The sequence below is a fragment of the Methylobacterium terricola genome (genome assembly GCF_006151805.1).
Classification (GTDB): Bacteria; Pseudomonadota; Alphaproteobacteria; order Rhizobiales; family Beijerinckiaceae; genus Methylobacterium; species Methylobacterium terricola.
Genome location: NZ_VDDA01000001.1, coordinates 717,437 through 730,743 on the forward strand (window position 1 = coordinate 717,437; position 13,307 = coordinate 730,743).

The following is a 13,307-nucleotide window of genomic DNA, read 5'->3' on the forward strand; positions in this document are numbered from 1 at the left end:
CGGACCGGCCCGTCGCGGGGTACGTGGCGGCGCCGGCGACCTAGCGCAGCCCCACGAGGTGGAAGAAGCTGCCGCTGACCCGCCCGCGCCGATGCCCTGCCGGCCCGAGCGGGCGCCCTTCCGCATCCGTCACCTCGGCCAGGGCCTCGTCCGGGCCGGGTGGAGGGGTGAGTTCGCTCGCGTAGTGGAACTCGTGCCCGACCAGGCCCTGACCGGCCGAGCCGAGGGCGCTCGGCCCGGCGAGGGTCGCGATCCGGTAGCCGAGATGCAGCCGGCGCCTGGCATAGGAGGTCGCGACCGGCAGGAGCCCGGCCATGCGGTGGGTCGTGCCGTCGGCATCCTCCAGACTCTCGCCCAGCACCATGTAGCCGCCGCACTCGCCGTGGACGGTCTGGGTCGCGGCGAAGGCGCGCAGCCCGTCGAGGAAGCGCGACGCGGCGGCGAGGCGGCCGGCATGCAGCTCCGGATAGCCGCCGGGCAGCCAGCAGGCGTCGCATTCCGCCGGTGGCGCCTCGTCGGCGAGCGGCGAGAACGGCATGATCTCGGCCCCGGCGGCGCGCCAGCCGGCCTCCAGATGCGGGTAGACGAACGAGAACGCGGCATCCCGGGCCACGGCGAGGCGCTGGCCGGGCGGCGGCGGCAACCGGCCGGGGGCGGGCGCGGGGATCCGGCCGCCGGCGGCGGCGAGGACCGCGTCGAGGTCGATCGAGGCCTCCGCCAGATCCGCCAGGCGGTCGAGGCGGGCATCGAGATCGGCGGTCTCGCCGGCCTGGATCAGGCCGAGATGGCGCTCCGGGAGAACCAGCGCGGCCTCCCGCGGCACCGCGCCGAGCACCGGCACCCCGATCCGGGCGAGTCCGTCCTCGACCAGCCGGCGGTGGCGCGGGCTCGCGACCTTGTTGAGGATCACGCCGGCGAGATGCAGGCGCGGGTCGTAGGCCCGCACCCCGAGGGCCGTCGCGGCGGCCGATTGCGCCGCCCCCGAGACGTCCAGCACCAGCACCACCGGCCAGCCGTAGCGGGCGGCGATGTCGGCATTGGCGCCGCTGCGGCCTTCCTCCGCGACGACGCCGTCGAACAGGCCCATCGAGCCCTCGGCCACGAGCAGCTCGGCCTCGCTCCCGGCCCGGCCCGCCACCGCGTCGAGCAGGGCGCCGTCCATGGCGAAGCTGTCGAGGTTGTAGCTCGGGCGCCCCGTCGCGGCGGCGTGGAAGGCGGGATCGATGTAGTCCGGCCCGCATTTCGCCCCGGCCACCGCCAGCCCCCGGCGGCGCAGGGCCCGCAGCAGCGCGAGGGTCACGGTGGTCTTGCCGGAGCCGGAGCGGGCGGCGGCGACGAGGAGGCCGCGGGCGGGATGAGCGGTCACGAGGGGTCCGTCTGTTCACGGGAGGCGCATTCACCGCGCCGGCCCGGGGTGATACCACGCCGCATGGACGCGACACGACCTCGGGAGACCCTCCGCCGCGGCTGGACCACCGGCGCCTGCGCGGCCGCCGCCGCCAAGGCCGCCTATGCCGGGCTCGTGACCGGCTCGTTCCCCGACCCGGTCGAGATCCCGCTGCCGAGCGGCGCCCGCCCGGCCTTCGCCCTGGCGCGGACCGGACCTGCCGAGGGCGGAGCCTTCGCCGGGGTGGTGAAGGATGCCGGCGACGATCCCGACGTGACCCACGGGGTGCTCGTCCTCGCGACGGTGCGGCGCGGGGCGCCGGGCACCGGCGTCACCTTCCGGGCCGGGCCAGGGGTCGGCACCGTGACCCGGGCCGGGCTGCCGCTCCCGGTCGGCGAACCGGCGATCAACCCGATGCCCCGGCGGATGATCGCGGCGGCGATCGGGGAGGCGGCCCTGGGGTTCGGCGGGCCGGCGGACGTAATCGTGGAGATCGCGATTCCCGGCGGCGAGGCCCTGGCGCAGAAGACCCTCAACCCGCGGCTCGGCATCGTCGGCGGCCTGTCGGTGCTCGGCACGACCGGGGTGGTGGTGCCGTATTCCTGCGCCGCCTGGATCGACAGCATCCATCGCGGGGTCGACGTCGCCCGGGCCGGCGCCCTCGATCACGTCGCGGGCGCCACCGGCTCGACCTCCGAGGAGGCGGTGGCGCGCCTCTACGGCTTAGCCCCCCAGGCCCTGATCGACATGGGCGATTTCGCCGGCGGGATGCTGAAATACCTGCGCCGCCACCCGGTGCCGCGGGTGACGGTGGCCGGCGGCATCGCCAAGATGGTGAAGCTCGGTCACGGGCTCCTCGACCTGCATTCGCGCTCCGGGCCGGTCGATCTCGCCTGGCTGTCGGAGCGCGTCGCGGAGGCCGGCGGCGGGCCGGACCTCGCCCGTCAGGCCGCCGGGGCCAACACCGCCCTCGAGGTGCTGCGCTTGGCACAGGCCCAGGAGCTGCCGCTCGCCGATCTCGTCGCCCGCTATGCGTGGGCGACAGCCGCAAAGGCTCTGTCGGGTTCGGGCACCTCGCTGGAGGTGGTGGTGTTCGACCGGGAGGGTGGGCTGGTCGGGCGGGCGCCGTTCCATCCGGTGGGGTGAGGCGGCCGTCGATAGGCAGGTCGTCAATGGCCGAGCACCGCGCCGGTGCCGGCGAAACGGCACTGGACGTCGATCTCGATCAGACCGCCGGTCCTGCCGGCCACGGCATGCGGCGATCTGCGGGACATTGCGAGCCGAAGGCGGAGGCAGGATCGGCCCAATGGTAGCGGAGGACCGGCCGGTCGCCTCCGCCGGGAACGGCGTGCCGGCTCCGCTCGGCGATCACGCCGCCACGCCGCTCGTAGAAGCGGCGGGCCTGCGCGTTCTGCTCGAAACACCACAGGGAGAGCCCCGACTCAGGATAGGCGCGCGACGACCACTCCGCCGCGGCGCCGAGCAGGGCCGTCCCCTATCCCCGTCCCTTCGCCGTGGGAAGGACGTGGAGATTGTCGACCAGCGTTCCCCAGCGCTCGTGCTCCGCTCCGATCGCACAGACGAAGCCGACCGGCTCGCCGTCGCTCTCGGCGATGATGGCGGTCAGGTCGGGGTGATGCGGCCCGATGCGGGATGTCCACGCATCCAGGCGGTTCTGCTCGATGGGACCGGCGAGGAAGCTCGGATCGAGGATCCCGCGATAGGCGCTCCTCCAACTCTCCGCATGGAGATGGGCGAGCAACGCCTCATCGGCGTGGGTGGCGATCCGCATCCGCATCGCGGTTGTTTACGGATGGAAGGCCCCCGCCGCAACGGTCGGGAGCGGTGTCAGCGCGACGGCGGCCCGACCGGCGCGGCCACGGCGCCGCCCGGCCGGAACCGCCGGTCGTAATCCACCGCGTAGAGCGCGCTCTCGCGAAACTCCGTCGCCCCGAGCGCCGGTCCGACCAGGATCAGCGCCGTGCGCTCGAGTCCCGCCGCCGCGACCTGGGCCGACAGGGTCGCGAGCGTGCCGCGCAGCACCCGCTCGTCCGGCCAGGTGGCGCGGAACACCACCGCGGCCGGGCAGTCCGGCCCATAATGCGGGATCAGCTCGGCCGCCACGGCGTCGATGACGTGGATCGACAGATGGATGGCGAGCGTCGCCCGGGTCGCCGCGAAGGCGGCCAGGCGCTCGGTCTCGGGCATCGCCGAGGCGCGGCCGCTGGTGCGGGTCAGCACCACCGATTGCGCCAGTTCCGGCACCGTCAATTCGCGCCCGAGCACCGCGGCCGCCGCGGCGAAGGAGGGCACGCCGGGGGTGAGGTCGTAGGGGATGCCGAGGCGGTCGAGGCGGCGGGTCTGCTCGGCCACCGCGCTCCAGATTGAGAGGTCGCCGGAATGCAGCCGCGCCACCTCCTGCCCTGCCGCGTGCGCCTCCGCCATGACGGCGATGATCGCGTCGAGGGAGAGGGGGGCGGTGTCGACGATCCGGGCGTCTGAGGGGCACCAGGACAGGATTTCGGGCGCGACCAGGGAGCCGGCATGGAGGCAGACCGGGCAGCGGGCGATGAGGTCGCGGCCGCGCACGGTGATGAGGTCGGCTGCGCCCGGGCCGGCGCCGATGAAGTGGATCATGACGGAAGGGCGTCTCCGCTGGCGGCGAGCGCGCAGGTGGCGCCCGCGCTGGCGATGCGGGGCAGGACGAGGCGGGCATCGGGCCCGGCCGCCGCGAGGGCCGCGGCCTCGGCGAGGGATCCGACGCCGCGCAGGGCCTCGATGCGGACCGAACGGGTGACGACCCGGCGCCCGGCCTCGCGCAGGGCCTCGACGTCGACGGCGACGAGGGGCACGCCCAGGGTCTCGGCCGCCGCGCGGATCGCCGGATCGCCGGCGCGGTCGGCGGCAGTGGCGATCGCGGCGAGGCGTGCGCCGGCGAGGTCGGCCTGCCGCAGACCCTCCGCCACGAGCGCCACGATCTCCTCGGGGAGGGTCGCATGGCGAAAGCCGATGCCGGCGACGACGGCCCGGGGCGCCTCGGTGGCGGGATCCCGGGCAGCCCCGTGCAGAACGGTGGGCGGAGGCGGCGCGCCCGGCGCCCTGGCCTGGATCCTGGCCTGGATCATGAGGGGTGTCACGGCTTCGTCAGCGCCCATTGCGTCACCGGCATCGCCGGGCGCCAGCCGGTGAGATGGCCGACCGGCTCGGCCCGGGCGACCGACAGGCGCCGGAGGGTCCCGCGATGCTCGGCATGGAGGCGCAGCAGCAGGGCCTCGCTCTCCAGCGTCACCGCGTTGGCCACCAGGCGCCCGCCGGAGGGCAGGGCCTCGAGCACCGTCGCGACCAGGGCCGGGTCGGAGACGCCGCCGCCGAGGAAGGCCGCATCCGGCGCCGGCAGCCCGGCGAGGCACCCCGGCGCCCGGCCGACCACGACCGGGATGTCGGGCACGCCGAGATGACGGGCGTTGCGGCGGATGCGGTCGGCGCGCTCCTCGCGGGCCTCGACCGCGACCGCGCGGTTCGCCGGATGGCGCAGGCACCACTCGATGCTGATCGAGCCCGAGCCGGCGCCGACATCCCACAGCAGCTGTCCGGCGCGGGGGCGGAGGGCCGCCAGGGTGACGGCGCGGATCTCGGCCTTGGTGAGCTGCCCGTCATGCTCGAACCACCCGTCGTCGAGGCCGGCGCTGAGGGGAACCACCCGCGCATCGGGCTCGGCCACCACCTCGACCGCCACCGTGTTGAGCGGGTCGATCCCGTGATCCGGGAAATCCGCCGCGAGGCCGGCGTGGCGGCGCTCGCGCGGGCCGCCCATCGCCTCGAGCACGGCGAGGCGCGAGCGCGGGAAGCCGCGCTCGGTGAGGAGTGCCGCGAGCTTGCCGGGCGTCGTCCCGTCCCAGGACAGGACGAGCAGCCGGGCGCCCGGCTGGAGGTGCGGGATCACCCGTTCCAGGGCGCGCCCGTGCAGGGTCAGGCACGCGGTTTCGGCCAGCGGCCAGCCGAGCCGGGACGCCGCGAGGCTGAAGGCGGACGGTTGGGGATACGCCACGATCTCGCCGGGTGGCACCAGACGGGCCAGCTCGGCGCCGACGCCGTAATGGAACGGGTCGCCGGTGGCGAGCACGCAGGTCGGCTGCCCGCGCCGGGCGAGGATCGCCGGGTAGGCGTCCGTGAGCGGGCTCGGCCAGGCCAGGGCCTCGGCGGAAAGCGGTGCGGCGAGTTCCAGGTGGCGACGCCCGCCGACCACCAGCCCGGCCGCGTCGAGGGCGGCCGCGGCGGCGGGCGAGAGCCCGGCGCGCCCGTCCTCGCCGATGCCGACGATGGACAGCCAGGGGGCGACGCTCGACAGGGGCCGGGCCTCAGGCGAGAAGGCGGGCATGCGCATCCTCATCCTGGGCGGCACCACCGAGGCGGCGAGCCTGGTCCGACGGCTCGCCGACCATCCCGATTACGACGTCACCCTGTCGCTCGCCGGTCGCACGGCGGCGCCCCTCGCCTTGCCGGCGCGCACCCGCATCGGGGGCTTCGGCGGTGTGGCGGGGCTCGCCGCGTATCTGCGCGCACATGGGATCGAGGCGCTGATCGATGCCACCCATCCCTTCGCCCGTGTCATCTCCGGCAACGCCGCGGCGGCGCGCCGGGAGACCGGCGTGCCGCTCCTGGCGATCCGGCGCCCGGCCTGGACCAGCGAGCCCGGCGACGAGTGGCACGAGGTCGACAGCGTGGCGGAGGCCGTTCCGGTCCTCGGGACGGTGCCCCGCCGGGTCTTCCTCACCGTCGGCCGGCTCGAACTCGCCGCCTTCGCGGCGGCGCCCCGGCACCGCTACCTCGTGCGCACCATCGAGCCGGTCGGCGATGCCCTGCCGGGGATCGACGTCACGGCGATCGAGGCCCGCGGCCCGTTCGACGCGGAACAGGAAGCCGCGCTGATGCGCCGCCACGGCGTCGACGTGCTGGTGACCAAGAATTCCGGCGGCACGGCCACCTACGGCAAGATCGCGGCGGCGCGGTCCCTGCGCCTGCCGGTGGTGATCGTGCGCCAGCCCGTCCTGCCGGAGGTGGAGCGGGTGGCCGATTCCCGCGCGGCGCTCGCCTGGCTCGAGGCTCATCGGGCGACCGATCGCGGCGTGTAGACGAAGGGCGTCCCGCCCGCGCGCGGGATCAGCCGGGTCGCGCTCGCCCCGATCATCACCAGGGTCGCCATGTCGGCCTCCGCCGCGCGGGCCTCGGCCAGCGGCAGGACGCGGATCGCCTCGTCCGGCCGGCCGACGGCGCGGGCGAGGATCACCGGCGTGTCGGGCGCGCGGTGCTCGGCGGCGAGCCCCAGAGCCGCGCCGAGCTGCCAGGGGCGCGCCCGCGAGATCGGGTTGTAGAGCGCGACGACGAGGTCGGCCGCGAGCACCGCGGCGAGTCGCGCGGTGATCACCTCCCAGGGCTTCAGGTTGTCGGACAGCGAGATCGCGCAGAAATCGCCGCCGAGCGGCGCGCCGACGCGCGCCGCCGCAGCCAGCATCGCGGTGATGCCGGGCTCGACCGTGATGGGAAGCCGCCGCCAGGCCGGATCGCCGGCCTCCAGCGCCTCGAAGACGGCCGCCGCCATCGCGAAGACCCCGGGATCGCCCCCCGACACCACCGCGACCCGGCGGCCGGCGGCGGCCAGTTCCAGGGCATGGCGGGCGCGGTCGACCTCGACCCGGTTGTCGGAGGCGTGGCGCACGAGGCCCGGCCGCTCCGGCACCCGGGCGACGTAGGGAAAATAGCCGATCAGATCCTGCGCCGCGTCGAGCGCAGCGGTCGCGGCCGGCGTGAGGTAGCGCGGATCGCCGGGCCCGAGGCCGATCACCGTGACGGAGCCGCTCACGGCCGGCGGCCCTCGCCCGGCACCAGCACCATCGAGAAATAGGGGGCCAGGTCGTCCGGCTTCCGGAGGAGCGGGATCACGCTCTCGCCCGCCATGGTGCCGCGCTCGACGTAGACGGCGCGGTCGATCAGCCCGGCCTCGGTCAACGCCGCGCGCACCTTCGGCAGGTGGCGGCCGAGCTTCATCACCACGGCGGCGTCGGTCTGCGAGAGGCGCGCCACCAGGGTGGCGTGGGGCAGGGTGGCCGGCAGGACCGTCAGCACGTCGTCACCCCAGGTGATCGGGGTGTTGGCCCGGGTCCAGCAGCCCGACATGCCGGTGACGCCCGGGACGACCTCGACCGGGAAGCGGTCCTTCAGGCGGCGCCAGAGATGCATGAACGAGCCGTAGAAGAACGGATCGCCCTCCGACAGGATCGCCACGTCGCGGCCGGCATCCAGGACCTCGGCGAGGCGCTCCGCCGCCTCGTCGTAGAAGCCGGCGAGCGCCGCCACGTAGGCCGGATCCTCGGGGTGCAGTTCGGTGGTGTAGGGATAGGGCAGCGGCCATTCGCGGGCGGAATCCTGCACCACCGCGTCGGCGATGGTGCGGGCATTGCCGCGCTTGCCGGCCTTGCAGAAATGCACGAGGTGGTGGGCGCGCTCCAGCACCCGCACCGCCCGCACGGTCAGGTAATCCGGGTCGCCCGGCCCCATCCCGACGCCGTAGAGCGTGCCGGTGACCGCCGTGCGCGGCGCCGACGGGATCTCGGCCGGGTCGGCCGCCATGAACTCCGATGCGCCGTCCATCACTCGACCTCGTTGGCGAGCGCGTTGACGGCGGCCGCCGCCATGGCGCTGCCGCCGCGCCGGCCGCGCACCACGATGAACGGCACCCGCCCGTCGGCGGCCAGCGCGTCCTTCGATTCGGCGGCACCCACGAAGCCGACCGGCACGCCGATCACCGCCGCCGGGGGCGCCACGCCCTCGTCCAGCATCTCGAGCAGGCGGAACAGGGCGGTCGGCGCGTTGCCGACGGCGACGACCGAGCCGGCGAGCCGGTCGCGCCACAATTCCATCGCGGCGGCGGTGCGGGTCGTGTCGAGGGACTTGGCGAGGTCCGGCACCCGCGGGTCGGACAGGGTGCAGATCACCTCGTTGCCGGCCGGCAGGCGGGCCCGGGTGACCCCGTCGGCGACCATGCGGGCGTCGCACAGGATCGGGGCGCCGCGGCGGAGCGCGGCCTCCGCGGCCTCGGCGAAGTCCGGCGACAGGTCGATGTCGGTTGGCAGGTCGGTCATGCCGCAGGCATGGATCATCCGCACCGCCACCCGCTCGGCGGCGCCGTGGAAGCGCGCGAGGTCGGATTCGGCGCGGATCATGGCGAAGGAGCGCGCGTAGATGGCGGCGCCGTCGCGGATGTAGTCGAGGCGCGGATTCATGCGGGCTCCCGGAATGCGTCTCTCACGTCGGAGGGGACTTGCGTGCTCTCTAGCCGCTCCAGCACCGCACCGAAAGTGAGCACGAGTCCGGTCTCGGTGCCGGCGTGGCCCTGCGGCACCACCCCGTAGCGGCCGTCCGGACGGCCGACCAGGGTCAGGGTGGCGGGGCCGGGCTGGGCGCAGCCCTTCGGGCAGCCGGAGACGTGGGCGGTGGCGCCGAGCCTTGCCAGATGCGCGAAGGCGGCAGCGAGGCGAGGCGCATCGTCCTGCGCCGGCGTGCCGCCGGAGGCGCAGGCCGGCGCGCCCGGGCAAGCGGCGACCGCCCGGCGCGGATCGGCGGGATCGACGATCAGGCCGGCGGCCTCGGCCGCGTCGCGCAGGGCGGCGGCTCCGGACGCCTCGCGGCCGGTGAGCGCGACGCCGCGGCTCGGCGTGAGGGCGAGGCGGCCGTCGCCATGGGCCTCGCTCCAGCCGGCGAGGCGGTCGAGGAGGGTGGCGTCGCAGCGGCCGAAGGGCAGCTCGGCGAGGAAGGTGCGGCCGTGCAGGCCGGCCGGGAGCGCCGCGGTCGCCGGGGGCGCCTCCCCCGGGGCGAGCCCGGCCAGGAGGGTGCCGCGCTGCGCGTCGGACAGGCCGCGCATCCGGCGGGCGCCGGAGAAGGCGAGGCCGTCGAGGAGGGCGCGCAGGGCGGCGAGGGCGACGGGGGCAGGGAGCGGCGCGAGCCAGATCGGGCCGGTCGGGGTGGCGACGGCGAGGTGGAGTGGGGGCAGTCGCTCCTCCGCTCCGTCCGGGTGGTGTGCGCGTCGAACCGAGCGCATGTCCTCTTCCCGCCCGCGGGGAGAGGAGACGGCCCGCGTCTCATTCGGTGACAGCGGAGCGAGATGAGGACCCGCGTCGGCGGCCAGGCGCACCCACAGATCCGCCTCGACCGGCCCGAGCCCGCCGGCCGGATCCTCCACTGCCACCAGGGTCTTGGCCGGCAGTCCCCTCACCTCGCGGCCGATCGCCTCGATCGCCGCGACGACGGCGAGTCCATCCGCTCCGGCGAGGGCGGCGCCGAGCGTCAGCCGCTGCGGCCCGCCATCGTGGCGCACGTCGCTCAGACCCGCCTCGGCCAGGATCGCCGCCACCCGGGCATGGCTTTCCGCCGTCACGCCGCGAATCTGCAGGTTGCCCCGCGCCGTCACGTCGAGGAGGCCGTTGCCGCCCTCCCGGGCCGCGCGCGCCGCGGCGCGGGCCTGGATCGCGGTCATCCGGCCGGCGACCGGATGGAGCCGCACCAGCAGCCCGTCGCCGGTCGGCATCGGCCGGGCGAGGCCCGGGCACCATCCGCGGCGAGGCGCCGGCATGACGGGAGCGGGGGTCATTCGGCGGCCTCGCAGGCGTCGAGGGCGGCGAGCGAATTGCGCCGGCTGCGCCACAGGCCGCGGTCGCGCAAGGCGGCGAACCGCTCGCGGAGCGCCTGGGCGACGCCCGGATTGGCCGCCTCGATCGCCGCCAGCACGTCCTCGTCGCCGAGATAGGCGTCGTAGAGCCGGTCGATCTCGGCATCCGGGACCGCGTCGGTGGCGGCGGCCATCACGAACACCGCGTCGAGCCCCTGCGCCAGCTCCTGCGCCCCGCGCCAGCCGTGGCGCAGTTGCGCGGCGATCCAGCGCGGATGGGCGAGGCGGCCGCGTACCAGCCGGGCGACGTCCTCGCGGGCGGTGCGGGCCCGGGGCGCCTCGGGGCGGCTGGTGTCGAGGCTGTAGAGGACCGGCGCGGCGCCGAGCGACGCCGCCGCGGCCGAGAACCCGCCCATCGCGTCGGCGCCGGCGTCGCCGTCGAGGAGGTCGCGCTCGGCGACGTCGAAGGCGTGGAGATAGGCATCCGCCGCCGCGACCCGGGCGGCGAAATCGGCGTCGCCGGCGCCCGCAGCCTCCGCGGTGGCGCCGAGATAGGCCCGGGCGAGATCGCCGCGGTCGGTCCAGTCCCCGTCGAGGGCGAGCGCGGCGGTGCCGGCGCCGTAGCGGCCGGGCGCCGCGCCGAACACCCGCGCCGGCGCCTCGCCGCGGCGACGGGCCGCGGCCAGCGGGTTGTCGGCATCGTCCTCGTCGCGGCCGGCGACCGCCCAGGCGGCGCGGTCGAGGAGGGCCAGGGTATCCGGGAAGGTGTCGCGGAAGGCGCCGGAGACCCGGACCGTCACGTCGATCCGCGGCCGGTCGAGGAGGGCGAGCGGCAGCACCTCGAAGCCGGTGACACGGGTCGAGGCGTGGTCCCAGGTCGGGCGCACGCCCATCAGCGCGAGCGCCTGCGCCACGTCCTCGCCGCCGGTGCGCAGGGTCGGCGAGGCCCACAGGTCCATGACCAGGCGGGCCGGATACTCGCCCTCGTCCTGCAGGTAGCGGCGCACCACCTCGGCGGCGGCCTTCTCGCCCAGCATCGCGGCGGCCCGGGTCGGCAGGGCACGGGGATCGAGGGTCGCGAGGTTGCGCCCCGTGGGCAGAACGTCGGCCCGGCCGCGGGCCGGCGAGCCGGCGGGGCCGGGCGGCACGAAGCGGCCGTCGAGGGCGGCCAGCAGACCGGCCCGCTCGGCCGGGCCGCATTCCGCGTGAGGCTCGGGCGCCGCGCCGAAAACGTGCAGCCCGTCGCGCATCGTCACCTCGGCGAGATCGCACAGATGCGCGTCGAGGGCGGCCAGCGCATCCGGCATCGCGGTCGCCCGGTCGATCCCGGCCGCGGCGAGGAGGCCTGCATCCTCGGCCCGCTCCAGGATCCCGCGGGCGATCAGGTCGGCCCGGCGCGGATCGAGCACGGTGGCGGCGGAATATTCCTCGACGAGCTCGCGCAGGGTCGCGGCCTCCGGGTCGAGGCCGGCGGCGGCGGTCTCGGGCGGCAGGTGGCCGATCGTGACCGCGCCGATGCGGCGCTTGGCCGGGGCCGCCTCGCCGGGATCGTCGACGATGAAGGGATAGACCACCGGCAGCGCCCCGACGGCGAGGGCCGGCCAGCAGGCGGGCGAGAGCGCCACGGCCTTGCCGGGCAGCCACTCGGTGGTGCCGTGGGTGCCGAGATGGATCAGCGCGTCGCATCCCTCGCGCAAGGCGAGATGGAAGGCGAGATAGGCGTGGGCCGGGACCGCGTCGGGGTCGTGGTAGCCGGCCTTGCGGTCGCCCTTGTGGCCACGGTCGGGCTGGAGCGCCACCCGCACGTGGCCCGCCCGCACCGCCCGGAACCGGAACGCGCCGTCGCGGCAGGCCGGATCATCGGCGGGCTCGCCCCATTCCGCCGCCAGGGCGTCGCGGGCCGCCTCCGGCAGCCGGGCGCGCCAGGCCTCGTAGGCATCGAGCGGCACCGACAGGGCCTCGTCGCCCTCGGTCAGCCGGCGCATCAGGGCATCCGGCTCCGGGATGTCGGCGACCGCGTAGCCCTCGCAGGCCAGGAGGGCGAGGATGGCGCACGCGCTCGCCGGCGTGTCGAGCCCGACCGCGAAGCCGGCCCGGCCACCCCGTGCCGGGTAGTCGGACAGGACGAGGGCGAGGCGGCGCTCCGCCCGCGGAATCGCCGCGAGGCGGGCCCAGGCCGCGGCCCGGTCGGCGGTGGCACTGATCCCGGCGAAATCCGGAACGGCGCGGCGCTCGCGATAGCCCTCGACCTCCCGCGCCTCCTCCTTGTGCGAGATCGGGAAGCCGGCGAGCCGCCCGTCGAATTCCGGCAGGGCCACCTGCATGGCGAGGTCGGCGGCGCTGAGCCCCCGGGCCGAGGCCGCCCAGGCATCGCGGCCCGACCCGACCGTGAAGGCCTGGATGACCGGGCAATCGGCGGCATCGAGCACGAAGCCGGCATCGTCCCGGGCCGAGAACGCGGTGGCGGCGACGATCACGGCGGGGCGATGCGCGGCCACCGCCTGCCGCAGGACGGCGACCGCCTCCGGGTCCTTGAGGCTTGCGAGCGCCACGATGGTGGGGCTGAGGCCCCGCTCCCACAGGGCCGCCGCCAGCGCAGCGGCCGGCGCGGTATCGCCGCCGAGGATCGCCGAGCGGTAGACCAGCACCAGGGCGCGGGGCAGGGGCGAGGCGGAGCCGAGTTCCGCGCGGGGGCCGCAGCCCGGGCACCAGGCGAAACCCCGGGGCAGGGCGCGCGGCGGCTCGGGGTGCACCGGCCAGCCGAGCTCGGCGGCGATCCGGGTCAGGAGCCGCCGCAGGTTCTCGGGGCCGCCGGCGCGGAAATACGCGTCGAGGGTGGCGAGCAGCTCCGCCGCCACCGTCGAGACGGCGTCGAGGCGCGGGTCGGGCCGGTCGTCGCCCGGCAGCACCGCGAGGGGGATGCCGTGCGCGCGGCAGGTCTCGGCCAGCCGCTCGACGCCGTAGCGCCAGTAATCGAGCCCGCCGAGGCAGCGCACCAGCACGAAGCGGGCCCGCGCGACCACGGCATCGGCGTAGAGGTCGACCGAGAGCGGGTGACGCAGCTGCGCGAGCTTCGCCAGCCGCAGGCTCGGCCGGTCGCCCGGCAGCGCGGCCTGGGCGCCCGCGAGCCCGGCGAGGTCGGAATCCGTGAAGGACAGGGCCACGACGTCGCCGGGCGCCTGGCCGAGATCGACCGCCGCCTCGCCCTCGTCGAGGGACACCGCATCGATGCGCAGGAGGTGCATCGGTTCTCAGGTC

General features: G+C 76.0%; 12 protein-coding genes. 2 read left to right on the forward strand and 10 right to left on the reverse strand.

The genetic code is table 11. The features are described from left to right. Positions 1-40: 40 nt before the first annotated feature. Complete coding sequence (locus FF100_RS03145) at positions 41-1,366, reverse strand: cobyrinic acid a,c-diamide synthase CobB (RefSeq protein ID WP_139034080.1); 1,326 nt, start codon at positions 1,364-1,366, stop codon at positions 41-43. A gap of 63 nt (positions 1,367-1,429) precedes the next feature. On the opposite strand from FF100_RS03145, the gene FF100_RS03150 reads away from it, so the two are divergent. Then, positions 1,430-2,533: a cobalt-precorrin-5B (C(1))-methyltransferase gene (locus FF100_RS03150; RefSeq protein ID WP_139034081.1), complete on the forward strand. Its 1,104-nt coding sequence runs from the start codon at positions 1,430-1,432 to the stop codon at positions 2,531-2,533. A gap of 349 nt (positions 2,534-2,882) precedes the next feature. Here FF100_RS03150 and FF100_RS03155 read toward each other — a convergent pair whose 3' ends face one another. From FF100_RS03155 to cbiE, 4 genes are read right to left on the reverse strand one after another with little or no spacing between them, the layout of a single operon-like run. Beyond that, the gene (locus FF100_RS03155) at positions 2,883-3,179 is read right to left on the reverse strand and encodes a GNAT family N-acetyltransferase (protein ID WP_139034082.1); all 297 of its coding nucleotides are present in this window, start codon (positions 3,177-3,179) and stop codon (positions 2,883-2,885) included. Between the two features lie 56 nt (positions 3,180-3,235). Then, a complete protein-coding gene (gene cobM / locus FF100_RS03160) occupies positions 3,236-4,024 on the reverse strand; it encodes a precorrin-4 C(11)-methyltransferase (RefSeq protein WP_139034083.1) in 789 nt (262 codons plus the stop codon). Then, a complete protein-coding gene (locus FF100_RS03165) occupies positions 4,021-4,512 on the reverse strand; it encodes a cobalamin biosynthesis protein (RefSeq protein WP_139034084.1) in 492 nt (163 codons plus the stop codon). Before FF100_RS03165 ends, cobM begins: the two co-directional genes overlap by 4 nt. 8 nt (positions 4,513-4,520) lie before the next feature. After that, complete coding sequence (gene cbiE / locus FF100_RS03170; protein WP_139034085.1) at positions 4,521-5,765, reverse strand: precorrin-6y C5,15-methyltransferase (decarboxylating) subunit CbiE; 1,245 nt, start codon at positions 5,763-5,765, stop codon at positions 4,521-4,523. On the opposite strand from cbiE, the gene FF100_RS03175 reads away from it, so the two are divergent. Beyond that, positions 5,764-6,519 carry a cobalt-precorrin-6A reductase gene (locus FF100_RS03175; protein ID WP_139034086.1) on the forward strand — a complete coding sequence of 252 codons (756 nt, stop codon included), beginning with the start codon at positions 5,764-5,766 and terminating at the stop codon, positions 6,517-6,519. The genes cbiE and FF100_RS03175 overlap by 2 nt on opposite strands. Here the strand turns inward: FF100_RS03175 and cobJ are convergent. The 5 genes from cobJ to cobN are packed head-to-tail and all read right to left on the reverse strand — an operon-like array spanning position 6,492 to position 13,294. Continuing rightward, entirely contained in the window at positions 6,492-7,247 is a 756-nt protein-coding gene (gene cobJ, locus FF100_RS03180; protein ID WP_139034087.1) for a precorrin-3B C(17)-methyltransferase, read from the reverse strand. The two genes, FF100_RS03175 and cobJ, sit on opposite strands and share 28 nt — an antisense overlap. Then, positions 7,244-8,035, reverse strand: a complete 792-nt coding sequence (locus FF100_RS03185; RefSeq protein WP_139034088.1) for a precorrin-2 C(20)-methyltransferase — start codon at positions 8,033-8,035, stop codon at positions 7,244-7,246. Before FF100_RS03185 ends, cobJ begins: the two co-directional genes overlap by 4 nt. Then, positions 8,035-8,667: a precorrin-8X methylmutase gene (locus tag FF100_RS03190; RefSeq protein ID WP_139034089.1), complete on the reverse strand. Its 633-nt coding sequence runs from the start codon at positions 8,665-8,667 to the stop codon at positions 8,035-8,037. The genes FF100_RS03185 and FF100_RS03190 overlap by 1 nt, the downstream gene beginning before the upstream one ends. Continuing rightward, complete coding sequence (locus FF100_RS03195; protein ID WP_139034090.1) at positions 8,664-10,031, reverse strand: nitrite reductase; 1,368 nt, start codon at positions 10,029-10,031, stop codon at positions 8,664-8,666. Before FF100_RS03195 ends, FF100_RS03190 begins: the two co-directional genes overlap by 4 nt. Further along, positions 10,028-13,294: a cobaltochelatase subunit CobN gene (gene cobN / locus FF100_RS03200; RefSeq protein ID WP_139034091.1), complete on the reverse strand. Its 3,267-nt coding sequence runs from the start codon at positions 13,292-13,294 to the stop codon at positions 10,028-10,030. The genes FF100_RS03195 and cobN overlap by 4 nt, the downstream gene beginning before the upstream one ends. Positions 13,295-13,307 lie beyond the last annotated feature (13 nt).

Bases quoted from the DNA above. Each gene is read 5' to 3' on its own strand.
- FF100_RS03150 (WP_139034081.1), top strand. From the start codon at position 1,430: ATGGACGCGACACGACCTCGGGAGACCCTCCGCCGCGGCTGGACCACC.
- FF100_RS03155 (WP_139034082.1), bottom strand. From the start codon at position 3,179: ATGCGGATCGCCACCCACGCCGATGAGGCGTTGCTCGCCCATCTCCAT.
- cobM (WP_139034083.1), bottom strand. From the start codon at position 4,024: ATGATCCACTTCATCGGCGCCGGCCCGGGCGCAGCCGACCTCATCACC.
- FF100_RS03165 (WP_139034084.1), bottom strand. From the start codon at position 4,512: ATGATCCAGGCCAGGATCCAGGCCAGGGCGCCGGGCGCGCCGCCTCCG.
- FF100_RS03175 (WP_139034086.1), top strand. From the start codon at position 5,764: ATGCGCATCCTCATCCTGGGCGGCACCACCGAGGCGGCGAGCCTGGTC.
- cbiE (WP_139034085.1), bottom strand. From the start codon at position 5,765: ATGCCCGCCTTCTCGCCTGAGGCCCGGCCCCTGTCGAGCGTCGCCCCC.
- FF100_RS03185 (WP_139034088.1), bottom strand. From the start codon at position 8,035: ATGGACGGCGCATCGGAGTTCATGGCGGCCGACCCGGCCGAGATCCCG.
- FF100_RS03190 (WP_139034089.1), bottom strand. From the start codon at position 8,667: ATGAATCCGCGCCTCGACTACATCCGCGACGGCGCCGCCATCTACGCG.
- FF100_RS03195 (WP_139034090.1), bottom strand. From the start codon at position 10,031: ATGACCCCCGCTCCCGTCATGCCGGCGCCTCGCCGCGGATGGTGCCCG.
- cobN (WP_139034091.1), bottom strand. From the start codon at position 13,294: ATGCACCTCCTGCGCATCGATGCGGTGTCCCTCGACGAGGGCGAGGCG.